Genomic DNA, 25,233 nt, shown 5'->3' on the forward strand with positions numbered 1-25,233 from the left:
AGATGTCCAATCGAATCTGGTTTCACGCATCTGAAGGCCAGCAGAAGGGTCCGTTTCCGGAGGCGCAGTTTCGCGATCTGATCGCGCGGGGAATCGTGCGATCGGATACGCTGGTCTGGGCCGAGGGGATGACCGGCTGGCAGAAGGCCGGCGCGGTCCCCGGTCTCGTGCCCGGCGCATCACCGGCGGTGGCTTCGAGCGGCGACGCGCGAGGCCGGCTGTCGGTCGACCTGCCGCTGTGGTCGTTCCTGGGATGGTGCATCCTGCTGGTGGTCGGCAACGCCGTCGTGGTGCCGGCTCCCTGGATCGCCACCGGCTACTACCGCTGGCTCTTTCCGCGCGTCCACGTTCCGCAGCGGCCGAACATCAGCTTCACCGGCCAGGTCGGCGATATCTGGTACGTCTTCGTCGCGCTGGCGCTGGCGGGCTATGCAGGTCTCGTCCACGACCTCTTTCAGCTTGCGGCGATTCCGCTCCAGGCCTTCTTGTCCTGGATGGTCATGCGCTGGGTGGTTGCCAATCTCAGCTCGAACGGTCAGCCGATTCCGATGACGTTCGACGGCAGCCCCTGGGCCTTCATCGGCTGGCAGCTCCTGATGTTTCTCGCCATGTTCACGATCATCGGCTGGGCCTGGGTCATGGCCGCATGGATGCGCTGGATTTGCCGAAACATCGCGGGAACGCGGCGCGAGATGATATTCGTCGGCACGGGCCTTCAGCTGCTGTGGCGAACCCTCGCATTCGGTTTCGGCTGCCTTCTAATCATTCCGATTCCGTGGCTGCTGCGCTGGTACTTCACGTGGACCATGGCGCAATTCGAGCTCGTCGAGCGCGCGAGGGCAATGGCCTAGGATTTGCGCTCGCGCACCGAGCCTTCCTGCGCGACGGAGGCGACCAGCGTGCCGTCGGGCTTGAAGATCGAGCCGCGGGTCAGGCCGCGGCCGCCGCGCGCGCTCGGCGAATCCTGTGCGTAGAGCAGCCATTCGTCGGCGCGGAACGGGCGATGAAACCACATCGCATGGTCGAGGCTGGCGGGCATCATGCGCTTGTCGAACAGCGTGCGGCCATAGCGCGCCATGATCGCATCCAGCAGCGAGAAGTCCGAGGCGTAGGCGAGCGCGCACATGTGTAGCGCTGGATCATCGGGCAGCTTCGCGGCGGTCTTGATCCAGACGTGAATGCGGCCGTCGTCAATCTTCTGGCCGAAATAGCGGCCGAGCTCGACCGGGCGCAGCTCGATCGGGCGATCGGATTCATAGTAGCGGCGGATAAACTCCGGCATCTCCTTGAACATCGGCTGCTTCGCCACCTCCTCCGCCGTGAGCTTCTCCGGCGGCGGCACGTCGGGCATCTTGTCCTGATGGTCGAACGCACTCTCCTCTTCGGCGTGGAACGACACCATGATCGAGAAGATCGCGTTGCCGTGCTGGATCGCGGTGACGCGGCGGGTCGAATAGCTCTTGCCGTCGCGCAGGCGTTCGACCTGGTAGATGATCGGGATCTGCGGATCGCCCGGCAGGACGAAATAGCAGTGCAGCGAATGCGGCAGCCGGCCCTCGACCGTGCGGCAGGCCGCGACCATCGCCTGCCCGATCACCTGGCCGCCGAACACCCGCTGCCAGCTGGTCTTCGGGCTGTTGCCGCGGAACAGATTCACCTCGAGCTGCTCGAGGTCGAGGATCGATATCAGGTCGATCAGGCTTTTGGACATGGAGTGAGCTTTCTCGCCGTCATTCCGGGCGGATGCTCCGGAATGACACAATGGGGCCGTTCCGCCCTTGTTTCACCGCACTGTTTCGCCCACCTCAAGTCTGCTAGCAAGACCAGGATTTGACCGGGAATTTGGGTATGTCGGTACAGGGTAGCATTGTCATTGGGGGCGGCGCGTTTGCAGGGCTTGCGTTGGCCCTGGCGCTGCGACAGGGGCTCGGGCCCGAGATTCCCGTGATCGTCGCCGACCCCGCGCTCGCCACCCGGCCGAGCCGCGACCCCCGCGCCACCGCGATCGTGGCCGCCTGCCGCCGCCTGTTCGAGGCGATCGGCGCCTGGGACGACGTCAGGGGCGAGGCGCAGCCGATCCTCGACATGGTCGTCACCGATTCCAAGCTCGAGGATGCCACCCGTCCGGTCTTCCTCAATTTTGCCGGCGATGTCGCGCCGGGCGAGCCCTTCGCGCATATGGTCGAGAACCGCCGCCTGATCGATGCGCTGGTGGTGCGTGCCGAGGCCGAGGGCATCGATCTGCGCGCCACCACGGTCGCATCCTACGATGCGCGCGCCGAGGGCATCGACGTGACGCTCGGGGACGGCAGCGTCATCGCGGCCAGCCTGCTGGTTGCCGCCGATGGTGCAAGGTCAAAGCTGCGCGAGCGCGCCGGCATTGCCACCCATGGCTGGGAGTATGACCAGTCCGGCATCGTCGTCACGGTCGGCCATGAGCGCGATCACGAGGGCCGCGCCGAAGAACATTTTCTGCCGGCGGGCCCGTTCGCGATCCTGCCGCTCTCGGGAAAGCGCTCGTCGCTGGTGTGGACCGAGCGCCGGGCCGAGGCCGCGCGCATCATTGCTCTCAGCGACGAAGAGTTTCACGCCGAGCTCGAGCAGCGCTTCGGTCTGCATCTCGGCGAGGTGAAGGCGCTCGACAAGCCGCGCGCGTTTCCGCTGTCCTATTTCGTCGCGCGCTCGTTCATCGCCACCCGCCTCGCGCTGGTCGGCGATGCCGCACACGTCATCCACCCCATTGCGGGCCAGGGCCTCAACATGGGGCTGAAGGATGTCGCCGCGCTGGCCGAAGTCGTCGTCGATGCCGCGCGGCTCGGCATGGATCTCGGCGCGGCCGACGTGCTCGAGCGCTACCAGCGCTGGCGCCGCTTCGACACCATGGCGATGGGCGTTGCCACCAACTCGCTGAACTTCCTGTTCTCCAACCAGTCGACGCTGCTGCGCACCGTCCGCGACATCGGCCTCGGCCTCGTCGACCGCGCTCCGCCGCTGAAGAACCTCTTCATCCGCCAAGCCGCCGGGCTCACGGGCGAGGTGCCGCGGCTGCTGAAGGGCGAGGCGTTGTAAGGGCGCTGGCGCTAATCTCCGCTGTCGTCCCGGACAAGCGAAGCGCAGATCCGGGACCCATAACCACAGGGAGTGGTTTGGCGAAGACTCGGAGTTGTCACTTCGCTCCGCAACCGCTTTCTGTGGTTATGGGGTCCCCGCGTTCGCGAGGACGACCCCGAGTGTGTTGCGCGGTCATCGCGCAACAACGGCCTACCCGCCCCGTTCTCAATCGATCTTGCGCGCTTCTTCCGGCAGCATGATCGGGATGCCGTCACGGATGGGATAAGCCAGCTTGGCGCTGCGCGAGATCAGCTCCTGCTTTGCAGAATCGAACTCGAGCGGGCCCTTGGTCAGCGGGCAGACCAGAATCTCCAGCAATTTGGGATCGACGCTGGCTTCGGGACGTTCGGTGGGCGCGTTCATTGGAGTCTCCGGCAATCGGTTGCCTCTAGCACAGAAATCCGCGCCCGCCCATCGCGGCTGCCAAAGCGTTTTCCAGCGAAGTGGGTACCGGTTCGCATAAACAAAACGCGTCAAAATTAGAAATCTAAGCGGAGACCATCGTCAAGAGCTCGTCGAGCAGGGCCTGCAGCCGTGCTGCCGGCCCGGGCGCGCCCGACAGGGCGAAGCCGAGGAATGTCCAATACAGGATCTGCGCCCGGGCCTGCGCGGTTGCCGGGGTGAGCCCACGTTTTTCCAGCAGCCCCTCGATATAGTCGAGCCGGCGCCGGTCGATCGCGCGCACTGCGCCCTGCGCTGCCGCATCGAAGGCCGCCCAATTGCGCACTGCGCGCTCGAGCTCGAGCCGCGCACCGAACGATCTCCGCAGCAGCGCCTTGAGCGGATCGTCGCTGGCGGCTTCGACATCGGCGATGATCTGCTCGGCCGCGATCTCGCGCCAGCGTTTCAGCACCGCGGCCTGGAACGCGCCGAGATCGGCGAAATGCCAATAGAAGCTGCCGCGCGACACGCCCATGGATTTTGCCAGCGGATCGGCCTTGAGGGCGGTGAAGCCGCTTTTGGCGAGGGCCTTGAGACCTTCCTTGATCCAATCGTCGGCGGAGAGCTGCTCGGTCATGTCGGGTTCCCGGAGACGAGCCATACACTAGTGTATTGACAGGCCGCGGGCCAGCGCCTATGTCACCATACACAGATGTATGGACGAGCCTTCGGGAGCCCCGACGATGCGTGATCTGTTGCTCCAGTGCGCCGGCGTGCTGACGATCGTCGTGGCCCTCATCCACGGCTACCTCGGTGAGGCCAAGGTGTTCGCCCGCGCGACAATCGAGCCCGCACGGCTTCGCACCCTGATCCGCCTGGTCTGGCAGGCCTCGACCGTCGCCTGGATCGGCGGCGGCGTGCTCCTGATCGCGGCGCCCTGGATGGGCTCGGAGACGGCGCGCCATTGGATCGTCATCACCATGGTCTGCGTCTTCGGCTTCTCCGCGCTCGCCAACGCGTGGGCGACGCGCGGCCGGCATTTCGGTTGGATGGCACTCAGTGCTGTCGTCGCGATGGCGATGGCCGGCTACTAGCAATACGCACCGTCTGTGAGGCGTAAGGCCGCAGCGAGGTATTGCGCACGGAGAGCACTCAGCTTTTGGCCGCCGTTAGAACTTATCTAAACGGCCCATGCCCGAACCGGATTGACTTCAACCCCTCCTTTGCTTCCTTCGGTGCCGCTCGCGGCTCGCGTAGCGCGCACGACAGAGGAGGAGACGTTCGTGAAGGTCATTCGTGTTGTTGCCACTGCACTGACGATTGGGATGGGCATGGGGTCGGCTGCCATGGCCGACGGTTTCAAGGATTGCACCAAGCTCGACAAGGCGTCGTGGAAGCCGGCCAGCGAGGCCGAAGCCAAGGCCAAGGCACTCGGCTACGAGGTGCGGCGCTCCAAGATCGAAGGCTCCTGCTATGAGGTCTACGGCGTCAAGGAAGGCAAGCTTTACGAGCTGTTCTACAGCCCCGAAGATCTCAGCCTGAAGCACACGATCGCCAAGTAAACTGCGAACGCAACCTGCGAAGTAAACTGCGCGAATTGATCCGCGCAAAGCAAGGCTTGAGGATGGTCTTCGCTTGATCGAAGAAGCGATGCCAAAAGCGCGCGGGGTGTCCGACCGGACCCCCGCGGATCGAACCGCTTCGCGGACGGTCGCAGTCTGGGACCTCCCGCTGCGCCTCTGGCACTGGATTCTCGCGGCCTGCGTTCTGGCCGCGTGGTTCACGCCGACCGTTTATGACAGTCTTCACCGCATCGTCGGCTATGCGGTGCTGGGGCTTCTCGCTTTGCGCCTCGTCTGGGGCTTCCGGGGAAGCCGCTATTCGCGCTTCCGGATGGTCGGCGTCAGGCTTCGCGCGGCGCCGCGCTATCTCTGGAATCTGCGGCGCGGCATCACCGGCCGCTATATCGGGCTCAATCCCGCCGGCACGTTGATGCTGGTGGCGCTGCTGGCCTCGCTCGCCGTCTCGACGATCACGGGCGCAATGTCGGTCACCGTCACCTTCTTCGGCGTCTGGTGGGTCGAGGACACCCACCACTATTCATCGGACGCAGTCATCGTCCTGGTCGTGCTCCACGTCGTGGGCGTGGTGCTGATGGGGCTTCTCCAGCGCGAGAACCTGATCCGCGCGATGATCACGGGGCGCAAGCGCATCCGTGGCCATCACTAGCAGGACCGGTTCAGTTCCAACGGATGCAGCCACAGGCTCGCTCAACCGCGTGGTTTCACGGAACAAGAACCATCTTAACCCGCATAAATACCGCCAACTTGCGTCATTTGCCGGGAAGCATTTACCTCGCGATAGGCATGCAACTGGGCATTGTGGAAAATTAACGCGGAGAAAGCCCGATCGGATCAATTCTCGATAGTATTGACGAGGGAGCGACATTGCATGTTCCGCGTTTTTACCTGCCTCACGGCGGAGCACGACTGGCGGCTCGTCATGCTCGCTGGCCTCGTGTGCTTCGTTCAAAGCATCGTCGCGGTCAGCATCTTTCATCGGGCGATCGCCTCGCGAGCCTGGGCGCGGCTGATCTGGATTGCGATTGCCGGCGCGGCCATCGGCTACGGAATCTGGGCAACGCACTTTGTCGCAATGCTCGCCTACGAGCCCGGCGTCCCGATCGGTTACGGCCGCGTGCTGACAGCGCTGTCGCTCGCTGCGGCGATGATCTTGACCTCAGGCGGGTTTGGCGTTGCCGTCAACAATTCCGGCCGTTGGCGCGCAGCTGCCGGTGGCGGCATCATCGGCGCCGGCATTGCAAGCATGCACTATATCGGCATGTGGGCCCTCGAGGTGCCGGGTCGTGTCACCTGGTCGCCGGGGCTGGTGTTCATCTCGATCGTCCTCGGCATGGTCCTGAGCTACGTCGCGCTCGCGGTTGCCTTGGGCCACAAGAGCAAGTCGGGGACCTTGGCCGCGGCGCTGCTGCTGACGCTCGCCATCGTGTCGCATCATTTCACGGCCATGGGGGCCGTGCAGATCGTCCCAGACCCGACGCTGGCAAACGACACGTTGTCGCTTTCGCCGACCTTCCTTGCCGTGGCCATTGCGGGCGTGGCCCTGTCGGTGCTCGGGATGAGCTTCGTCGGTGTGCTGGCGGATCGTCGCCTTGCGACCAGAACCAGCAGATTCGAGGAAATCATCAGAGAACTTTCGCGCGCCAGGCAGCAGGTGGAAGATTCGCAACAGGAGATCCAGGACCAGAAGCTCAGGCTGGATACGGCCATCAACAACATGGTCGAGGCTCTCTGCATGTTCGATGCGGAGAGGCGACTCGTGGTCTGCAACGAGCGCTATGCCCGGCTCTATCGGTTGCCGCCGGAACTGCTGAGAACGGGGACCCTGCACGCCGACATCATCAGGCACCGCGTCGTGACCGGAATTCTCAAGAGCGACACCAGCGAGGGTGCAGCCGAACAGTTCCTGTCGAAATTGGCCGCGTTGCCGTTCGATACAGTCTCGAGCAGAATCGACGAGTTCGCGGATGGCCGGTTGATCTGCGTGACGCGACAGCCTATGGCCGGCGGCGGGTGGGTGGCCACGCATCTTGATGTCACCGAGCAACGCCGGTCCGAGGCCAGGATCGCTCATATGGCGCAACACGATGCGTTGACAGATCTGCCAAATCGCGTGCTGCTCAGAGAGCGGATGGAGCACGCCATTGCGGTTACGCGCAACGGCGGCGTTGATCTGGCCGTGCTCATGCTTGACCTCGATCGGTTCAAGGAAGTCAACGACACGCTTGGACATCCGGCAGGGGATTCCCTGCTGCGCGCCGTTTCTGCGCGTCTGCGCGAGTGCACCACGGAAACCGCGCTGATCGCTCGACTGGGCGGCGACGAGTTCGCCGTGATCGACTACGTGACCAACCCGGCCGTCGAGGCCGCCACCCTTGCCGAGAACATCAGAAAGGCGCTTTGCGAACCCTTTGATCTCGGCGATCACCGGGTCACGGTGGGCACCAGCATCGGCATTGCCATCGCGCCGCGCGATGGCAGTGATTCCGACGTGCTCATGAAGAGCGCGGATCTCGCCCTCTACTCGGCCAAGAGTGGTGGGCGTGGTGCATTCCGCTTCTTCGAGCCGGAGCTCGACGAGCTCATGCATGCGCGACGCAACCTGGAGCGCGACATGCGGGATGCGCTTGCCGGCCGCGAATTCGAGCTGCACTACCAGCCGTTCGTCAATACCGCGACCGGCGAGATCCGCGGCTTCGAAGCCTTGCTGCGCTGGCATCACCCGCGGCGAGGTCTGGTCTTGCCCGGCGAGTTCATTCCGCTCGCGGAGGAGGCCGGCTTGATCGTGCCGCTGGGAGAATGGATCTTGAGGACGGCGTGTGCGGAAGCCGCCAAATGGCCTGCCCATCTCAGGATCGCGATCAACCTTTCTCCCGCTCAATTCAGGAGCAAGGAGCTTGTTCCGGTCATTGTCGATGCACTGGCGAGCTCGGAAATTGCGCCACACCGGCTCGAGCTCGAGGTCACCGAGACGGTGATCATGCATGACAGCGAAGCTGTATTCGCAGCACTTGGTCAACTGCGCGAGCTCGGCGTGCGAATCGCCCTGGACGACTTCGGCACCGGCTATTCATCGCTGAGCTTTCTGCAAAGATTTCCATTCGACAAGATCAAGGTCGACCGCAGCTTCGTCAACGAACTGTCCAGCGCGAGGGCAGACGCGCACCATCTCGCCCGAGCCGTCGTTCGCTTCGCAGTCAGCCTCGGCAAGACGACGACCGCCGAAGGCGTCGAAACGAAGGAGCAGCTGGACGTGCTCCGTGAAGAGGGCTGCGTCGAAACGCAAGGCTACTATTTCGGTCGGCCGATGCCTGCATCCAGCATTGCGAAGATGCTGAGGCGAGGTGCCAAGCGAGGTGACAAGGCAGCCGTCCGGGCTGCGTGAGCACCCGCATCCTCACTGCAACGGCGGATCGCCGCTGGTGCGTTTCTTGGCGAGGTCCATCTCGGTCACCGCGATCAGAATCTCGGCGCGGGTCTTCAAGTCAGGCGCTTCCAGCATGGCCTGCTTTTCCGCGGGACCATATGGCGACATCATCGCCAGCGCGTTGACGAGGGCTTCGTTGGGCGCGCTTTCGACGCCTTCCCAGTCGACCTTGAGATTATTGGCCTTCAGAAAGTCCGCCAGCACGGCGAGCAGCGCCTCTCGGTCGACCTCGTCCTCGCCCATGCGCGCGGTGAAGTCATCGACGAAGGCGAAGAAATCCACCTTGCACTGCCGGTATGCGGTGAGCACCTCGAGCTCCTCGACCACCTTGAAGCGCGAGACGCCGGTGAGCTCGAGGATGTAGCGGCCGTCGCCGGATTCGGCGAGCTGGGTGATGCGGCCGACGCAGCCGACGCGGAACAGCGTCGGCTTGTCGGAATTCTTCGGCGAGTGCGCGACATCGGGCTGGATCATGCCGATCAGGCGATGGCCGTCGCGGAAGGAATCGTCGACCATCGAAAGGTAGCGCGGCTCGAAGATGTTGAGCGGCATCTGGCCGCGGGGCAGCAGCAGCGCGCCCGGCAGCGGAAACACCGGAATGATCTCCGGGAGGTCGGCGGGTCCGCGATATTCGATGTTGATCGGCATCTGGTCCCGGTCCCCGCTGACTTGGTCAACCACGCCTACGAAAACAGGATCGTCGACAAGCGCTTGCGTCCCTCGACGGTTGCATCATCCGTGCCGCCCCAGGCTTCGAAGAACTGCACCAGCTGCTTGCGGGCGCCGTCGTCGTTCCATTTGCGGTCGCGCTTGACGATCGCGAGCAGCTGCTCGGTGGCGGCCGCACGGTTGCCTTGCGCGTTCAGCGCGGTCGCGAGGTCGAATCGGGCCTGATGATCGAGCGGGTTTGCGGCGACTTTCTGTTCCAGCTCGGCCACTGGCCCCAGCGATTGCGCCTGCTCGGCGAGATCGATCGCGGTTTGCACGGCTTTCACCGCGGGGTCGTTGCGCTTGGATTCCGGCACCATGGCGAGCGTCTGCTTGGCCTGCTCCATCGCGCCGGAGACGGCATAGCATTTTGCGAGGCCCGCGAGCGCCGCGATGTTGGTGGCATCGTGCTGGAGCACCTCGGCGTAAATCTGCGCAGCCGCAGCCGCATCGCCCTCGGCGAGCACGGCTTCGGCCTCTTGCAGGATCTCTGCGATATTGGGCTCGCCCGGCGCGGTCACGCCCTTGGTCAGCTTCTCGATGAAGGCGTTGAGCTGGCTCTCGGGCACCGCGCCCATGAAGCCGTCGGCCGGCTGGCCGTTGACGAAGGCGATCACGGCCGGGATCGACTGGATGCCCATCTGGCCCGGGATCGCCGGATGCTGGTCGATGTTCATCTTGACCAGCTTGACCTTGCCCTTGGCCGCCTTGACCGCCTTTTCGAGCACGGGGGTGAGCTGCTTGCAGGGGCCGCACCACTCCGCCCAGAAATCAATCAGCACCGGCTGGCGCTTCGATTCCTCGATGACGTCCTTCACGAAGGTCTGGGTGGTGGTGTCCTTGATCAGATCGGCCGCAGCCGGGCCCGCCGCTCCGTTACCCTGGTCGATGATCGTCACGGGGATCCCCTCGTCTATGTCCGGAATGGCGGGTCTTTAGCATGCCGCCGCTCCTTATGCTCGCTGTCGGCTCCTAAATTGGGCCGCGACGGCCGAATTTCAATCCATTGCGGCCGATTCGCCGGTTCCGGGGCACTTTCGGGCCATTTCGCCGCATTCAGGGTCCATATGGGGTCCCAAGAACCGAATCTATGCCGCCGGTAGCTGTTGCATTCCCCTCCCGCTTTTGGCATACGACAGCCGTTGCCGGCGCGTCACGCGACCGACACAGGATGCGGGTGTAGCTCAGTGGTAGAGCACGACCTTGCCAAGGTCGGGGTCGAGGGTTCGAGCCCCTTCGCCCGCTCCAAATTTTCCCAAAGCATCCAGCCGATCCGGACGGAAATGTGGTTCGCCACGCCGCTGGCGGCTGTCCTGGGTTCGCAATGACAATCCTGGTTACGGGCAGCGCAGGCCACCTCGGGGAAGCCATCCTCCGGACGCTTCGTGGGCGCGGTTCCCTTGTGCGCGGGATCGATCTGAAGCCATCGCCTTTCACCGATGCCGTCGGCTCGATCGTCGACCCCCACTTCGTGCGGCGGCAGATGGACGGCGTCAGCGCCGTGATCCACACCGCGACGCTGCACAAGCCGCATGTGGGGACCCACAGCAAACGAGACTTCGTCGACACCAACGTCACCGGCACGCTCAACCTGCTCGAGGCGGCGGCGAGCGCCGGCGTGCGCAGCTTCGTCTTCACCAGCACCACCAGCGCGTTCGGCTCGCAGCTCCGCCCCGAGGCGGGACAGGCGGCCGTGTGGGTCACCGAGGATCTGGCGCCGGTGCCGAAGAATATCTACGGCACGACCAAGCTGATGGCGGAGACTCTGTGCGAGCTGTTTTTTCGCGAACGTGGTCTGCCGGTCGTCGTCTTGCGGACCTCGCGCTTTTTTCCGGAGGACGATGACGATCCGGCGATGCGGTCGGCCTATCCGCTGGACAACGCGCAGGCCAACGAGCTGCTCTATCGCCGGTTGGACATCGCGGACGCCGTGAGCGCGCATCTGCTCGCTGTCGAGCGCGCGCCTGACATCGGCTTCGCTCGCTACATCGTCTCGGCCACCAGCCCGTTCGAGCCGCGCCATCTCGCCGCGCTGGCGCGCGATGCGGCCGGTGTCGTGCGCGAGCTCCATCCGGAGTGCGCAGAGCTCTATGCGGCGCGGGGCTGGCACCTCTTCCCCAAGATCGACCGCGTCTACGTCAACGGACGCGCGCGGCGTGAGCTGGGATGGCGGCCTGAATTCGACTTCGCGCATGTGCTGAGCTGCCTTCGCGCGGGCCGCGATTTTCGCAGTGCGCTGGCGCGCGAGGTCGGCGCGAAAGGCTATCATGATGCGGTGTTCGACGACGGGCCTTACCCCGTCGCCCCATAAGCGCCGCGTTCGTCATTTTGTTCGATGCATCAAATGCCTGTCCGGCGTCACCGCGTGCAACCCACCCGAGCCGCTCTACTGTGCATGGGGTTGTTTTCGCAATTTTTGGTTTGGCCCGTCTCTCGTGCTGTCCGAAGGCGAGCCGCCTGCCGGTCTGATTCCGCGCTGCAGCGAGGCGCTGTCGTCGCGGTGTTCGCGCTCATTGACACTCCGTCTCAATTTTTAATGAGCGCAACTGCAGCCCATGCGATGCTCTTCTCAGCGCTCGCAGATGTGCTAGCCTTTTTAGGTCTGCCTCTCGGCAGACCCCAAACTTCGCCTCTCGACTAGCAAAACAAAATAAATCGCAGCCCTGGCGGCTGCCTTAGGGGAGTGACGCGATGACATCGATGTTCCATCGATCCGTGTTGGCGCTTGCGGCCGTGGCCCTTCTCGCGGGGACCAGCGCTGTCAATGCGCAGGACAAGAGCAAACCGCTGAAGAAATACGAATCCGGCACCAAGGAGTTCTGGACCCATCCGCCCGATGACTGGTTCCTCGGCGACGAGACCGAGGCGCAGAAGGGTCTTGCGCCGCCGTCGGGTCCGCCGACCGGCGCCTCCGATGCCGAGCTCGCCAACATCGTCAAGAAGGTCAAGCTGCCGCCGGGATTCAAGATGGAGGTCTATGCCTCCGGCGTGCTGGCCGCGCGGCAGATGGCCTGGGGTGACAAGGGCACGCTGTTCGTCGGCTCGTTCGGCCTCGGCAACGTCTATGCCATCAAGGACAACAACGGGAAGAAGGAGGTCAAGACCGTCCTCAAGGGCCTGAACATGCCCACCGGTCTCGCCTTCAGGGACGGCGCGCTCTACGTCATCGCCGTCGACAAGCTGATCCGCTACGACAACGCCGAGGCCAATCTCGACAAGCTCGGCGACGGCAAGGTGGTCTATGACGATATGCCGTCCTATGCCGCGCATGGCTGGAAGTACATCGCGGTCGACAAGGAAGGCTGGTTCTACATTCCGTTCGGACCGCCCTTCAACATCGGCGTCCCGCCGACCAGCGTCTCGCAGATCCGCCGCGTCGATCCCAAGACCGGCAATGCCGAGATCTACGCGCTCGGTGTCCGCAACTCGGTCGGCGGCGACGTCGATCCGCGCACCGGCAAGTACTGGTTCACCGAGAATGCCCGCGACTGGATCAGCGATGATCTGCCCAGCGACAAGCTGAACATGATCAACAAGATCGGCGAGCATTTCGGCTATCCCTATTGCCACCAGGGCAATCTGCCGGACGACAAGTTCGCGATGGGCCACAAATGCTCCGAGTTCACGCCGCCCGTGCTGAACCTCGGCGCCCACGTCGCTCCGCTCGGCATGAAGTTCTATACCGGCGACCAGTTCCCCGCCGAGTACAAGAACAACATCCTGATCGCCGAGCACGGCTCCTGGAATCGCCACAAGTACCAGGGCGGCCGCATCATGCGCGTGATCGTCGGGCCGGATGGCAAGAACCCCAAGCAGGAGGTGTTCGCCTCCGGCTGGATCGAGGGCGACCAGGGCTATCTCGGCCGTCCCGACGACATCATCCTCGCCAAGGACGGATCGATCCTCGTCGCCGACGACTGGGCCGGCGCGATCTATCGCATCAGCTACAGCAAGAAGTAGCGCGTACACGATAAGAGGCTGCGGTGGCCGGAAGGTGCCGCAGCCTCTTTGCTGACAACCTGGATGCTGTCGTTCCGGATTCCGCGCACCGCGAATCCGGAACCCATGACCACGAAGAGAGGTTATGGATTGCGGCTCGCGCCCAACGGGCGCGCCCGGAATGATGAGCTCGATAGAACGGATTCTCCATCATGCGCCGGCAGTTCATCTCGCACGCAATCAGCGCGATTGCGCTCCTGACGCTCGGCGCCCTTCCCCTAGGCGCAGCCGATAGTCCCGCGATCAAGGAGAAGGCCTCCGCCTGCGCCGGCTGTCACGGCGAGAACGGCGTCTCGCAGACCGAAAACATCCCCTCGCTCGCCGGCCAGCCCGATCAATTCCTGCAATGGCAGCTCGTGTTCTTCCGCGCCGGCTCGCGCAAGAACGAGCAGATGAAGCCGATCGTCGAGGAGCTCACCAACGAGGACATCCGCAATCTCGGCGCCTATTTCTCGCAGCTGACGCCGCCGAAGGGACCGGAGGACGGGGATCCCGACCTGTCGAAGAAAGGCGCTCAAGTTGCCGCCGGCCGCCGCTGCGCCTCATGCCATACGGACAGCTTCGCCGGCACCAAGGGAGTGGCGCGACTGGCTGGCCAGCGCGAGGAATATCTGGTCAAGGCGCTGCACGACTACAAAGCGGGCCAGCGCGTCGGCGGCGGCGTCGCCGCGATGGCCGATGTCGCCTATCGCATGAGCGACGAGGAAATCACGGCCGTCTCGCACTATCTTGCGCATTTGAAATAGCAGCGGAGTTAGTTGCGGCAATCTCCGCTGTCGTCCCGGACAAGCGCGCCTCAAGCGCGCGCAGATCCGGGACCCATAACCACAGGAAGATGTGGTTACGGGGACTCGGAGTGACGACGTCGCGCACAATGTAGTCTTGTGGCTATGGGTCCCGGATCTGCGCTTACGCTTGTCCGGGACGACACCGAGGGTATGGCTGGGTGTTACCCCGCCCGCTGCTTCTCATACGCCTTCAAATGCGTGTAGGCGATGCGCAGCTTCGGCACCGGCACCTTGGCGGCATCGGCGCGTGCGATGAGGTCGCCGATGACATGGTCGGCTTCGACCGGCAGGCCCGCCTTGATGTCGCGGAACATCGAGGCCGTCATCGGCGAGCCCTCGGTGGTGAGGTTGCCCTTCACCCGCTCGAAGAATGGCCCGCCCGGCGTATAGCCCGACGCGGTGGCGATCGCGCTGGTCTCGTCCAGCATGCCGAGCAGGAAATCCCGGCCGCCAGGGGCCGCGAGGATGTTGCCGACGGAGGTGCGCATCAGGCTGGTGGAGGCCGCGAGCGAGGACAGGAACACCCACTTCTCCCACATGTCCTGCATGATGTTCTGGCTGGCGGTGGCACCATTGATGCCGCTCTTGAAGGCCTCGTCGATCGCCTTGACGCGATCTGACAGCGTGCCGTCGCGCTCGCCGTAACTGATGGCCTGCATCGGCTGGAGCTGCGCCACCTCACGCTGCTCGTTCAAGGTCGCGGCGATGGCGCAGAGACCGCCGAGCACGCGCTCCTTGCCGAACTTGTCGTCGAGGATATCGAGATGCTTCATGCCGTTGAGCATCGGGATGATCGCCGTGTCAGGTCCGACCGCCGGCGCAAACGACTTGATGGCGTCGCCGAGGTCGAACGCCTTGCAGCTCAAGAGCACGACGTCGAACTTGTCCGTGAGCCCGTCGGCCTGCACGGTCGGCGGATTCTTCAGCGTCACGTCGCCATTCGGGCTCTTGATGACGAGGCCGGCGCTTGCGAGCTCGCCGGCGCGGCGCGGCCGGACCAGGAAGGTGACGTCGCGGCCGGCCTGCAACAGCCTGCCACCAAAATAGCCGCCGATGGCGCCGGCGCCGACCACGAGGATACGCATGGGATGCTCCATTGTTGCTCTTGATTATTGCTCTTGGCGGCTACTTATAATTGTCATTGCGAGCGAAGCGAAGCAATCCAGAATGTTGCCGCGATCACATTCTGTCGCCGGAGAATGAGCGGCTACGTCCCGAGCACCATCTCCTCGACCTCGCGCAGCTGCTCCTTGCCGAAGAACATCTCGTTGCCGACGAAGAAGGTCGGCGAGCCGAACGCGCCGCGGACGACGGCGTCCTCGGTGTTCTTGATCAGCTTGGCCTTCACCTCGGGCTCCTGGCTGCGGGCAAACAGCTTCTGCGCATCGAGCCCGGAGGACGCCAGCGCCTTCGCCGCGATCTCAGGGTCGTCCATCTTCTTCGGCTCGCGCCACATGTGGTGGAAGGCGGCCTCGACATATTTCTCGAACACGCCCTCGGCTTGCGCCGCGATCGCCATGCGCATCAGGTTCAGTGTGTTGACGGGAAAGTGCGGATTCCAGACATAGGGCTGGACATGGAAGCGCTTGATGAAGCGCTCGGTCTCGACGTGCTGGAATTCACGCTTGTTCTTGACGCCCGCGAGCGTCTCGGCGGGCGACTTGTTGTTGGTCGACTTGAAGATGCCACCGAGCAGGATCGGCACATATTCGAACTTGACGCCGATGCGCTGCTCGATCGCGGGGATCGCGAGGTGGCTGAGATAGGCATTCGGGCTGCCGAAATCGAACAGGAATTGCGGGGCTGTGCGGGTCAAAATCGGTCTCCCTGACCTAACTTCTTGATCTGGCTTTTCTCGCATTGTGACGCAGCGTGCTCTGCAGGTCCACCGTTTAATGATGATCATAATACTCTGAGAATCAGACCAGCCGCCGGATCGCCCGCTTGCGCCAGACCATCAGGTAATAGCCCATCTGCAAAACGAACATGGCGCAGAACACGACGGGATAGGCGGCCCACACGCCCGCAAGGCCGATCGTGTGGCTCAGGATCACCGCGGCAGGCAGCTCGATCGCGAGAATCGCGAAGATCGCGAGCAGCATCGGCATCAACGCGACGCCGGCGGCGCGCATGGCACCCGAGAACACTGTGGCCAGGCCGAACGGCACCGAGCTCCACAGGGCGATGTCGAGCAGGCCTTTTGCCAGATTGAGCACGGCGGCATCGGTGATGAAGATGCCGAGGATCGCGCGCGGCGCGAGATAGATCAGCGCCACGAGCCCGCCGGTCAGAACGAGGTTGAAAGCGAGCCCGGTCCGCACGATGCCGTCGAGCCGGGCCCTGTCGCCGCTGCCGACAGCCTGCGCGCCGAGGATCGAGACCGCGATCGAAATCGACATCGCCGTGAACTGCGTGTAGCCCATCACCTGGTTGACGGCGCCATAGGCCGCCGTCGCGTCCGATCCAAAGCCGTTGACAAGGCCGAGCAGGACCAGCTCTGCGACCGCCATCACCACCATACCGATGGCGCTCGGCAATCCGATGCCGAGGATTTTTCCGAGCATGGCGCCGTTGAGCCGCAGGTGACGCAGCAACGCGGCGTCCGGCGCGAGCGCGTGCTTCTTCCGCAGCAGATAGAGTGCCAGCGCGATCAACGTGAGTGCGTTCGAGATCGCGGCCGCCCATGCCGGGCTGGTGATGCCGGCCGCCGGCAGTCCGAACGACCCGCGGATCAACATCGGCGTCAGGATCAGACCGGTCGCGGTCGACAACGCCAGCGCCAGCAGCGGCGTCAGCGCGTCGCCGACGCCGCGGATCATCGCCGTCATCAGCAGGAAGACGAAGCCGAGCGGCATCGTCAGCAGCATGATGCGGGCATAGGCGCTGGCCTGTTCGAGAATATCCGCGGGTGTGGCGAGCGCCATCATCAGTTGACGGCTGAAGAGCCCGCCGATCAGCGCCACTGAGATTGAAAGCAGAAGGCCGACCGCGAGCGTCGTGCCTACGACGCTCCTGATCCGGCCGTGCTCGCCTGCGCCAAAGGCCTGGCCGATCAGCACGGTCGCGCCGGTGCTCAGCCCCATGACGAAGGCGAACAGGAAGAACATCACCGGGAAGAACGCCGACACCGCCGCGAGCGCGTCAATGCCGATCATCTGGCCGAGATAGACGTTGCTGACGGTGCCGAACAGCGATTGCAGCGCGTTGCTCAGCATCAACGGCGCGAGGAAGCGGAGGAATGTGGTCCAGAGCGGCTTGGGGGCAGACATGGATTAGCCTTTCATCAGGGCGTGCAAAGCCGTTGCCGCGCGAAGCACGCGCGGCTCGGCCGTCGATGGAGGTTGTGAAGAGCGGCGCGCTTTAAGCGCGGTCGCTGTAGGCGAGCTTGACGATGTGGTCGCGAATATCGGTCGGCCAGTCCGCGATCAATCCGGTGAAGCGTCGCCGGTCATCGGCAAACAATGCGCGCGAGGCTTCCTCGAACTGCGGCAGGTTGCCCGCCATGGTCGACATGAAGTGATAGGCCGCATCGCGGGCCTGCCGCTCGCGGTCCTTGTCGCCGCTGGCGCGCCTGGCCTCGTCGACGAGTTTTCGCAATGCGACCGAGGCACCTCCCGGCTGCGCGCCGAGCCACTCCCAGTGCCGTGGCAACAGCGTCACCTCGCGCGCGACCACGCCGAGCTTCGGCCGGCCGCGCCCGCGCGGCTCGCTCGGTGGCGTGCTCTCCTCGACCGGCGGCGGAACAAGCTTGGCCAGGCGCGCCAGCACCTCGCGATCCCCGCCGCGCAGATCGAAGTCGATCGATCGCCCCGTGCCGTCCTCGAAGATGATGATGGGCTCGTCTGGCCGCGTCGCCACCCGCTTGACGACCAGCGCGACCTCGCCTGCCGGCCCGGATACCAGGCGGCGCTGCCCCTGGAAAGCGGTGAAAATCTTCTGCATTGGAATCATTGCCATTTTGACGATGTTGGACTATTTAATACCCGGGTAAATTATCGGCGTCAATATACCCGGGTGAAAACATCCGTCCCGACGGCTCGACATTGCGGTCCCGGGCTGGCAGGTACGCGGCCGACGACCACGCCCAGCCACCACGCCTAGCCCCGGGGACCTCGCCGATGCTGACCGTTCACCACCTCAACAATTCCCGCTCGCAGCGCGTGCTGTGGCTGCTCGAAGAGTTGGGCGTGCCCTACGAGATCGTGCGCTATCAGCGCCAGCCGGACATGCGCGCGCCGAAGGAGCTGCGCGCCATTCATCCGCTCGGCAAGTCGCCCGTCATCACCGACAACGGCAACACCATCGCCGAGTCGGGCGCGATCATCGAATATCTCGTCGCGACCTACGGCAACGGCCGGCTGATCCCGCCGCCGAACACGCCGGAGCGGCTGCGCTTCACCTATTGGCTGCATTATGCCGAAGGGTCTGCGATGCAGCCGCTGCTGTTGAAGCTGCTGTTCACGCTGATGCCGAAGCGCGCGCCCGCGCTGCTTCGTCCGCTGGTGCGCAAGGTCTCGAACCAGGCGCTGACCACGCTGGTCAATCCGCAGCTCAAGCAACACATGGATTACTGGGAAGGCGAGCTTGCGAAGAGCGAGTGGTTCGCCGGCAACGAGTTCACCGCCGCCGACATCCAGATGAGCTTTCCGCTGGAAGCTGCGCAAGCGCGCGGCGGGCTCGAGCAGGGCCATCCCAAGGCGATGGCATTCCTCGAGCGCATCCACGCGCGGCCGGCTTATGCGCGCGCGCTGGAGAAGGGCGGACCGTATCAGGTGGGGCGGTAGTTCTCTTCATCGTCATTCCGGGGCGCCTGAAGGGCGAACCCGGAATCTCGAGATCCCGGGTTCGGCTCTGCGAGCCGCCCCGGGATGACAGTAACAATCAGTGCGCGTGCAGCACCCGCCCGCGTGTTTCCGGCAGCGCGAAGGCGGCGATGAAGAACAGCGCGTAAGCGACCACCGCGAAGATCGCGATCGCATTCGCAAGCGAGGTCGACGCCGACAGCGCGCCGACGAGGAACGGAAACAGCGCGCCGATGCCGCGGCCGAAATTGTAGCAAAAGCCCTGGCCGGAGCCGCGCAGCCGCGTCGGATAGAGCTCGGTCAGGAACGCGCCGATGCCGGAGAAATAGCCCGAGGCGAAGAAGCCGAGCGGAAAACCGAGCAGCCAGAGGATCTCGTTGGTGAGCGGCAGCTGCGTATAGAGCAGCACCACCGCCATGGCGCCGATCGAGAAGATCAGAAACAGGTTGCGCCGCCCGATCCGGTCGGCAAGCCAGGCGCCGGTGAGATAGCCGATGAAGGAGCCGATGATCAGCGTCGACAGATAGCCGGTCGAGCCGACGATCGAAAGATGCCGCTCCTTGGTCAGGAATTGCGGCACCCAGAACGTGACGGCGTAGTAGCCGCCCTGGCAGCCCGTTGCCATCAGCGATGCCAGGATCGTGGTCTTCAGGATCGGGCCGGAGAAGATCTCCCAGATCGCCGGGCGATCGCCGCTCGCGGCCTGCCTGGCGCGGGCCTCTGCCGCGATCTCCGGCTCGGTGACGGAGCGGCGGATGTAGAACACCAGAAGCGCCGGCAGCGCGCCGATCACGAACATCCAGCGCCATGCCGTCTCCGCCGGCAAGACCGAGAACAGGATCGCTTGCGACAGTACTGCGAGGCCCCAGCCGACCGCCCAGCCCGACTGCACCGAGCCGACCGCGCGCCCGCGATATTGCGGCCGGATCGCCTCGCCCATCAGCACGGCGCCCGCCGCCCATTCGCCGCCGAAGCCGAGGCCGAGCACGGCACGTGCAATCAGGAGCTGGTCGAAATTCTGCACGACGGCGCAGACCAGCGAGAAGAACGAGAACCAGATGATGGTGATCTGGAGCGTCCTCACCCGCCCGATATGGTCGGAGAGATAGCCGCCGAGCCAGCCGCCGATCGCGGAGGCGAGCAGCGTCACCGTGCCGGCAAGGCCAGCCGAGGCGGCATCGACCTTCCACAGCGCGATGATGGTGCCGATCACCAGCGGATAAATCATGAAGTCCATGCCGTCGAGCGCCCAGCCCGCCGCGCACGCCCAGAACGTCCGGCGCTCGGCGACGTTCATGTCGCGATAGAAGGCAAGAAGGCTGGTGTCTTCGATCTCCGCGCGCTCGATGCGCTGGTTCGGATCGGTCGTCGTCATGTGCGTTTCCCCGGCAGTTTCTTGAAAGCTGCGCTTTGGTAACACGCGTGGCAGCGAGAGCTAGCGGATCCACGCTCCCGTGCCATGCAAATGACGTCGTTACTGCCCCGCTGCTTCTGCGCCCCGCGTGCGGGGATCGGGCGCGCCGAGCGGTCCGTTCGGCGTCACGACAATCGAATTGGCCGACGTCTGCCCCATCGGCTCGACGATGAAGTGGCCCATCGCCTTCAGCTCGCCCAGAACATCGCTGGGAAAGCCGCCCTCGACACGCACTTCATCCGGCAACCATTGGTGATGCAGCCGTGGCGCGGCGACGGCTGCCGCAACATCCATCTTGTAGTCGAGCACGTTGACGATGACCTGCAGCACGCTGGAAATGATGCGGCTGCCGCCGGGCGAGCCCGTCACCAGCACCGGCTTGCCGTCCTTCAGCACGATGGTCGGCGACATCGACGACAGCGGCCGCTTGCCGGGGCCGGGCAGATTGGCCTCGAAGCCGACCAGACCGTAGGCATTGGAGGCGCCGATTGCGGCGGTGAAATCGTCGAGTTCGTTGTTGAGCAGCACGCCGGTGCCGTCGGCAACGAGGCCGACGCCGTAGCTGAAGTTCAGCGTATAGGTGTTGCTGACGGCGTTTCCGCTGGAATCGACGACGGAGAAATGCGTGGTGTTGCTGCCTTCGCGCGGCGAGGGAGCCGTGGAAACGAGCTCCTTCGACGGCGTGGCGCGTTCGGCGGAGATGCCGGAGCGGAGCTTGGCGGCGTAGTCCTTCGCGACGAGCGTCTCGATCGGCGCGTTGACGAAGGCGGGATCGCCGAGATAGCGCGCGCGATCCGCATAGGCGCGCTTCATGGCCTCGATCAGGAGATGCAGCGACGCCGGTGAGCCCTGCTTCGAATCGGCAAGCTGAAAGCCCTCGAGGATGTTGAGCGTCTCCACCAGCACGACGCCGCCCGACGAAGGCAGCGGCATCGACACGATGTCGTAGCCGCGATAGGTGCCGCGCATCGGTGCGCGGATTACGGCCTGATAGGCCTTCAAATCGGCTGGCGTCATGATGCCGCCCGCGTCGGTCACGGCTTTGGCGATTTTTTCCGCGACCGGTCCCTCATAGAAGCCGCGTGGCCCCTGTGCAGCGACCGCCGACAGCGTTTCAGCGAGATCGCCCTGCACCAGCCAGTCGCCTTCGCTCAGCGGAGTGCCATCGGGCCGCGAGAAGATTTTGGCCGAAGACGGCCAGCGTGCCAGCCGCCGGTGCCAGCCCGGCATGGTGTCGGCAATGTCGTCGCTGGCGGCGAAGCCGTCGCGGGCGAGCGCGATCGCGGGCGCCAGCAATTGCGCCAGCGTGAATTGCCCCGAGCCGTATCTCTCCAATGCCAGGGCGAGGCCCGCAACCGTGCCGGGCACGCCGACGCCCAGCGCGGAATCCCGCGACTTCGCAATATCGGGCTTGCCGTCGGCACCGAGGAAGATCTGCGGCGTGGTCGCCGCCGGCGCCGTCTCGCGGTAATCGATCGTGATGTCTTCGTTGCGGTCCGCGGAATGGATCACCATGAAGCCGCCGCCGCCGATATTGCCGGCACGCGGATAGGTCACGGCCATCGCAAAGCCGGTCGCGACGGCAGCATCGACCGCATTGCCACCGCTCCGCAGGATATCGGCACCGATCTGCGCAGATATCTTCTCCTGCGCGACGACCATGCCGTGCTCGGCGGCGACGGCGCGTACCGTGTCAGGCGCGGCCGGGACATAGGCCCGTCGCGCATCCTGGGCGGCTGCCGGCGACAGACCAAAGGCCAGAGTGGCTATGAAGGCGAAAAATGTCCGCCTTGTCGAATATGACGATATCATCAGGCTTTCGCCGTGGCTTCGAACCAGTTCACACGCCTCGCTGCAATGCTATACGGTTTGCCCAGAGAGAGGCAAAACTGTTCGTGATGAGGACTGCGTGATGACGACGATCGCCCAGGATGCGCGCATGGCCGGCGTGTCGCGGACCTATCCGCCGCGCGCTGCCGTCGTCAGCTGGATCTTTTTCGACTGGGCCGCGCAGCCCTATTTCACGCTGATCACGACCTTCGTGTTCGCGCCCTATTTCGCCACCAGCATTGCGCCGAACCCCGCCACCGGCCAATCGCTGTGGGGATTTGCGATGGCGGCTGCGGGCCTTGCGATCGCGTTGATGTCGCCGGTGCTGGGCGCCATCGCGGACGCCTCGGGCCGCCGGAAGCCGTGGATCGCGGGCTTCGGTGCGCTGCTGGTGGTTGCATCCTGCACGCTATGGATCGGCAAGCCCGGCGATCCCTCCATCATTCCGCCCCTGCTCACCGCAGTCGCGCTCGCCAGCGTCGGCGCGGAATTCGCCACCCTCTTCAACAATGCGATGATGCCGACGCTGGTGCCGCCGGAGCGGATCGGACGGCTCTCCGGCACCGGCTGGGCCACCGGCTATGTCGGCGGAATCGTCAGCCTGATCATCGTGCTCGGCTTCCTCGCGGCCAATCCGCAGACCGGCCGCACATTACTCGGCTTAACGCCGCTGTTCGGGCTCGATCCGGTCAGCCATCAGGGCGATCGCATCGTGGGGCCGCTGACCGGACTGTGGTTCATCGTGTTCGTGACACCGTTGTTCCTGTTCACGCCGGATTATCCGGCGAAGCGCCCGGTGCGCGAGGCGTTGCGTGAGGGGCTGTCGGAGCTGAGGCAATCGATCAGAAGCCTGCCGCAGCAGGGATCGCTGGCGGCATTTCTGCTCGCCAATATGATCTATACGGATGGTCTGGTGTCGCTGTTCGCCTTTGGCGGCATCTATGCCGCGGGCACCTTCGGCTGGCACACAATTCAGATCGGCACCTTCGGCATCATGCTCGCGATTGCCGGCGCGTTTGGCGCATGGTTCGGCGGCAAGCTGGACGATCGTCTCGGGCCGAAGCGCGTCATCGCCGGCAGCATGCTCGTGCTGCTGCTGTCCGTGGCGGCAATTCTCCTGGTCGACAAGGACAGTGTACTGTTCATCAAGGTCGCGCCGCCGCAAGCAGACGCTCCCTTGTTCTCGAGCGCGGCCGAGCGCGCCTATCTCGTGCTCGGCTGCCTCATCGGCGCGGCCGGTGGTCCACTCCAGGCGGCCTCGCGCACGCTGCTGATCCGCCTCGCGCCGAAAGACCGCATCGCCCAGTATTTCGGCCTGTTCGCGCTGACCGGGAAGGTGACGTCCTTCATCGGTCCGCTCCTGATCGGTGTGATTACTGCGGCAACAGCGAGCCAGAAGGCCGGCATGGCCGTGCTGGTGGTGTTCTTCGTCGCGGGGCTGGGATTGTTGATGCGGGTGCGGGATTAGACCGCAATTCCCTGTCATTCCGGGGCGCGCGAAGCGCGAGCCCGGAATCTATCGTGCAGCGTGTCACGCGGAGAAATGGATTCCGGGCTCGCGCCAAGTGGCGCGCCCCGGAATGACGGTGAGCTCAGTGCCTGAAATGCCGCGTGCCCGTGAACACCATGGCGATGCCGTGCTCGTCGGCGGCTTTGATCACCTCGTCGTCGCGCATGGAGCCGCCGGGCTGCACCACCGCGGTGGCGCCAGCCTCGATGCAGGCGAGCATGCCGTCGGCGAACGGGAAGAACGCATCCGACGCCACCACCGAGCCCCTGGTGAGCGGCTCGGCGAGCTTCAGCTCGTTCGCCGCATCCTGGGCCTTGCGCGCCGCTATCCGCGCTGAATCCACCCGGCTCATCTGGCCGGCGCCGATGCCGACGGTGGCGAGGTCCTTGGCGTAGATGATGGTGTTGGACTTGACGTGTTTTGCCACCCGGAACGCGAACTTGAGGTCGCGCATCTCGGCGTCCGTGGGTGCGCGCTTGGTCACGATCTTGAACGTCATGTCGTCGACCACGGCGTTGTCGCGGCTCTGCACCAGCAGGCCGCCGGCCACGGTCTTGGCGGTGAGGCCGGGCGCGCGCGGATCGGGCAGGCTGCCGGCGAGCAGCAGCCGCAGGTTCTTCTTGCCGCCGATGATGGCGATCGCTTCCTCAGTGGCGTCGGGCGCGATGATCACCTCGGTGAAGATTTTTGTGATCTCGCGGGCCGTATCTGCGTCCAGCGGACGATTCATCGCGATGATGCCGCCGAAGGCCGAGGTGGAATCGCAGGCGAGCGCCCTGCGATAGGCTTCGACGAGGTTCGATCCCTCCGCGACGCCGCAGGGGTTGGCGTGCTTGACGATGACGCAGGCCGCGGTGCGCTTGGCGTCGAACTCGCCGATGCACTCATAGGCGGCATCGGTGTCGTTGATGTTGTTGTAGGAGAGCTCCTTGCCCTGGAGCTGCCGCGCGGTGGAGACGCCCGGACGCTTGTCGGGCGTCGCATAGAACGCCGCGGTCTGGTGCGGGTTCTCGCCGTAACGCAGCGACTGGATCAGCTTGCCGCCGAAGGCGCGGAAGTCGGGCGCGTCGATCTCGAGCTGGCGATTGAACCAGTTCGAGATCGCGGCATCGTAGGCGCCGGTACGCGCATAGGCCTTCGCGGCAAGGCGGCGACGCAGTTTCAGCGTGGTCGCGCCCTTGTTGGCGGCGAGCTCGTCGAGCACCGCCTTGTAGTCATCTGCCTCGACGACGACGGCGACGTCGTCATGGTTCTTGGCGGCGGCGCGGATCATCGCGGGGCCGCCGATGTCGATGTTCTCGATGCAATCCTCGAAGCCGGCGCCTTTGTCGACCGTCGCCTCGAACGGATAGAGATTGACGACCAAAAGATCGATCGGCGCGATGCCGTGCGCCTTCATCGCGTCCACATGTTCCTTGTTGTCGCGGATCGCGAGCAGGCCGCCATGTACCTTCGGATGCAGCGTCTTGACGCGGCCGTCCATCATCTCGGGGAAGCCGGTGAGGTCGGAAACGTCCTTCACCTTGAGGCCGGCCGCGGCGATCGCCTTGGCGGTGCCGCCGGTCGAAACCAGCTCGACATCATGCGCGGCGAGCGCCTTTGCGAATTCGATCAGGCCGGTCTTGTCGGAAACGGAGAGCAGGGCGCGGGTGACGCGGCGGGGATGGTCAGTCATGAGCAAGA

The 25,233-nt window shown here is 64.6% G+C and carries 23 protein-coding genes and 1 tRNA gene; 12 read left to right on the forward strand and 12 right to left on the reverse strand.

The annotated features are described in order from the left end of the window. Nucleotides 1-2: 2 nt before the first annotated feature. Nucleotides 3-851 (forward strand): DUF4339 domain-containing protein, encoded by an 849-nt coding sequence (locus AABA84_RS21025; protein ID WP_338312965.1) that lies wholly within the window; start codon nucleotides 3-5, stop codon nucleotides 849-851. Here the strand turns inward: AABA84_RS21025 and tesB are convergent. Beyond that, nucleotides 848-1,711, reverse strand: a complete 864-nt coding sequence (gene tesB, locus AABA84_RS21030) for an acyl-CoA thioesterase II (protein WP_018323567.1) — start codon at nucleotides 1,709-1,711, stop codon at nucleotides 848-850. The two genes, AABA84_RS21025 and tesB, sit on opposite strands and share 4 nt — an antisense overlap. A 137-nt stretch (nucleotides 1,712-1,848) precedes the next feature. On the opposite strand from tesB, the gene AABA84_RS21035 reads away from it, so the two are divergent. Beyond that, entirely contained in the window at nucleotides 1,849-3,069 is a 1,221-nt protein-coding gene (locus AABA84_RS21035; RefSeq protein WP_212243221.1) for a ubiquinone biosynthesis hydroxylase, read from the forward strand. Between the two features lie 207 nt (nucleotides 3,070-3,276). On the opposite strand, the gene AABA84_RS21040 is transcribed toward AABA84_RS21035, so the two are convergent. Next, complete coding sequence (locus tag AABA84_RS21040) at nucleotides 3,277-3,474, reverse strand: Trm112 family protein (RefSeq protein ID WP_007598651.1); 198 nt, start codon at nucleotides 3,472-3,474, stop codon at nucleotides 3,277-3,279. A 124-nt stretch (nucleotides 3,475-3,598) separates the two neighbouring features. Continuing rightward, entirely contained in the window at nucleotides 3,599-4,129 is a 531-nt protein-coding gene (locus AABA84_RS21045; RefSeq protein ID WP_338308685.1) for a TetR/AcrR family transcriptional regulator, read from the reverse strand. A 106-nt stretch (nucleotides 4,130-4,235) separates the two neighbouring features. Here AABA84_RS21045 and AABA84_RS21050 point away from each other — a divergent pair, with 106 nt between their 5' ends. The 4 genes from AABA84_RS21050 to AABA84_RS21065 all read left to right on the forward strand — a co-directional run bounded on the left by AABA84_RS21050 (nucleotide 4,236) and on the right by AABA84_RS21065 (nucleotide 8,457). Further along, entirely contained in the window at nucleotides 4,236-4,586 is a 351-nt protein-coding gene (locus AABA84_RS21050; RefSeq protein WP_338308684.1) for a hypothetical protein, read from the forward strand. A gap of 189 nt (nucleotides 4,587-4,775) precedes the next feature. Beyond that, nucleotides 4,776-5,054 (forward strand): PepSY domain-containing protein, encoded by a 279-nt coding sequence (locus tag AABA84_RS21055; RefSeq protein ID WP_212243218.1) that lies wholly within the window; start codon nucleotides 4,776-4,778, stop codon nucleotides 5,052-5,054. Between the two features lie 73 nt (nucleotides 5,055-5,127). Then, the gene (locus AABA84_RS21060) at nucleotides 5,128-5,721 is read left to right on the forward strand and encodes a cytochrome b/b6 domain-containing protein (RefSeq protein ID WP_212243216.1); all 594 of its coding nucleotides are present in this window, start codon (nucleotides 5,128-5,130) and stop codon (nucleotides 5,719-5,721) included. Nucleotides 5,722-5,943: 222 nt separating this feature from the next. Continuing rightward, the gene (locus tag AABA84_RS21065) at nucleotides 5,944-8,457 is read left to right on the forward strand and encodes an EAL domain-containing protein (protein ID WP_338312967.1); all 2,514 of its coding nucleotides are present in this window, start codon (nucleotides 5,944-5,946) and stop codon (nucleotides 8,455-8,457) included. A 12-nt stretch (nucleotides 8,458-8,469) separates the two neighbouring features. Here AABA84_RS21065 and AABA84_RS21070 read toward each other — a convergent pair whose 3' ends face one another. Together AABA84_RS21070 and trxA are read right to left on the reverse strand one after the other, a co-directional pair. Further along, nucleotides 8,470-9,147, reverse strand: coding sequence for an LON peptidase substrate-binding domain-containing protein (locus AABA84_RS21070; protein ID WP_018323574.1), 678 nt, complete (start codon nucleotides 9,145-9,147; stop codon nucleotides 8,470-8,472). Nucleotides 9,148-9,182: 35 nt separating this feature from the next. Then, a complete protein-coding gene (gene trxA, locus AABA84_RS21075; RefSeq protein ID WP_212243212.1) occupies nucleotides 9,183-10,106 on the reverse strand; it encodes a thioredoxin in 924 nt (307 codons plus the stop codon). Between the two features lie 274 nt (nucleotides 10,107-10,380). Between trxA and AABA84_RS21080 the strand changes: the two genes are divergently transcribed. The 4 genes from AABA84_RS21080 to AABA84_RS21095 all read left to right on the forward strand — a co-directional run bounded on the left by AABA84_RS21080 (nucleotide 10,381) and on the right by AABA84_RS21095 (nucleotide 13,952). Beyond that, nucleotides 10,381-10,455, forward strand: a tRNA-Gly gene (locus AABA84_RS21080). Nucleotides 10,456-10,531: 76 nt separating this feature from the next. Then, nucleotides 10,532-11,518, forward strand: coding sequence for an NAD-dependent epimerase/dehydratase family protein (locus AABA84_RS21085; RefSeq protein WP_338312968.1), 987 nt, complete (start codon nucleotides 10,532-10,534; stop codon nucleotides 11,516-11,518). Between the two features lie 380 nt (nucleotides 11,519-11,898). After that, nucleotides 11,899-13,167 carry a PQQ-dependent sugar dehydrogenase gene (locus AABA84_RS21090; protein WP_338308678.1) on the forward strand — a complete coding sequence of 423 codons (1,269 nt, stop codon included), beginning with the start codon at nucleotides 11,899-11,901 and terminating at the stop codon, nucleotides 13,165-13,167. A gap of 191 nt (nucleotides 13,168-13,358) precedes the next feature. Next, entirely contained in the window at nucleotides 13,359-13,952 is a 594-nt protein-coding gene (locus tag AABA84_RS21095) for a c-type cytochrome (RefSeq protein WP_212243205.1), read from the forward strand. 203 nt (nucleotides 13,953-14,155) lie between these two features. Here the strand turns inward: AABA84_RS21095 and panE are convergent, their stop codons facing one another. The 4 genes from panE to AABA84_RS21115 all read right to left on the reverse strand — a co-directional run bounded on the left by panE (nucleotide 14,156) and on the right by AABA84_RS21115 (nucleotide 17,951). After that, the gene (panE, locus tag AABA84_RS21100; protein WP_338312969.1) at nucleotides 14,156-15,079 is read right to left on the reverse strand and encodes a 2-dehydropantoate 2-reductase; all 924 of its coding nucleotides are present in this window, start codon (nucleotides 15,077-15,079) and stop codon (nucleotides 14,156-14,158) included. Nucleotides 15,080-15,201: 122 nt separating this feature from the next. After that, nucleotides 15,202-15,810: a 2-hydroxychromene-2-carboxylate isomerase gene (locus AABA84_RS21105; RefSeq protein WP_338312970.1), complete on the reverse strand. Its 609-nt coding sequence runs from the start codon at nucleotides 15,808-15,810 to the stop codon at nucleotides 15,202-15,204. Between the two features lie 103 nt (nucleotides 15,811-15,913). After that, entirely contained in the window at nucleotides 15,914-17,263 is a 1,350-nt protein-coding gene (locus AABA84_RS21110) for an MATE family efflux transporter (RefSeq protein WP_338312972.1), read from the reverse strand. A gap of 91 nt (nucleotides 17,264-17,354) precedes the next feature. After that, nucleotides 17,355-17,951: a DUF2239 family protein gene (locus tag AABA84_RS21115; RefSeq protein ID WP_212243196.1), complete on the reverse strand. Its 597-nt coding sequence runs from the start codon at nucleotides 17,949-17,951 to the stop codon at nucleotides 17,355-17,357. A gap of 161 nt (nucleotides 17,952-18,112) precedes the next feature. On the opposite strand from AABA84_RS21115, the gene AABA84_RS21120 reads away from it, so the two are divergent. Next, complete coding sequence (locus AABA84_RS21120; protein WP_063198664.1) at nucleotides 18,113-18,778, forward strand: glutathione S-transferase family protein; 666 nt, start codon at nucleotides 18,113-18,115, stop codon at nucleotides 18,776-18,778. Between the two features lie 97 nt (nucleotides 18,779-18,875). On the opposite strand, the gene AABA84_RS21125 is transcribed toward AABA84_RS21120, so the two are convergent. Both AABA84_RS21125 and ggt read right to left on the reverse strand, forming a co-directional pair. Further along, complete coding sequence (locus tag AABA84_RS21125; protein WP_212243194.1) at nucleotides 18,876-20,171, reverse strand: MFS transporter; 1,296 nt, start codon at nucleotides 20,169-20,171, stop codon at nucleotides 18,876-18,878. Between the two features lie 99 nt (nucleotides 20,172-20,270). Then, nucleotides 20,271-22,022 carry a gamma-glutamyltransferase gene (gene ggt / locus AABA84_RS21130; RefSeq protein ID WP_338312973.1) on the reverse strand — a complete coding sequence of 584 codons (1,752 nt, stop codon included), beginning with the start codon at nucleotides 22,020-22,022 and terminating at the stop codon, nucleotides 20,271-20,273. A 100-nt stretch (nucleotides 22,023-22,122) separates the two neighbouring features. On the opposite strand from ggt, the gene AABA84_RS21135 reads away from it, so the two are divergent. Beyond that, nucleotides 22,123-23,508, forward strand: coding sequence for an MFS transporter (locus AABA84_RS21135; RefSeq protein WP_338312974.1), 1,386 nt, complete (start codon nucleotides 22,123-22,125; stop codon nucleotides 23,506-23,508). Nucleotides 23,509-23,632: 124 nt separating this feature from the next. Here the strand turns inward: AABA84_RS21135 and purH are convergent, their stop codons facing one another. Further along, complete coding sequence (purH, locus tag AABA84_RS21140) at nucleotides 23,633-25,225, reverse strand: bifunctional phosphoribosylaminoimidazolecarboxamide formyltransferase/IMP cyclohydrolase (RefSeq protein ID WP_338308669.1); 1,593 nt, start codon at nucleotides 25,223-25,225, stop codon at nucleotides 23,633-23,635. Nucleotides 25,226-25,233 lie beyond the last annotated feature (8 nt).

Origin of the sequence: Bradyrhizobium sp. TM239 (genome assembly GCF_036247985.1) — a bacterium.
In the GTDB taxonomy this organism is placed as follows: domain Bacteria; phylum Pseudomonadota; class Alphaproteobacteria; order Rhizobiales; family Xanthobacteraceae; genus Bradyrhizobium; species Bradyrhizobium ottawaense.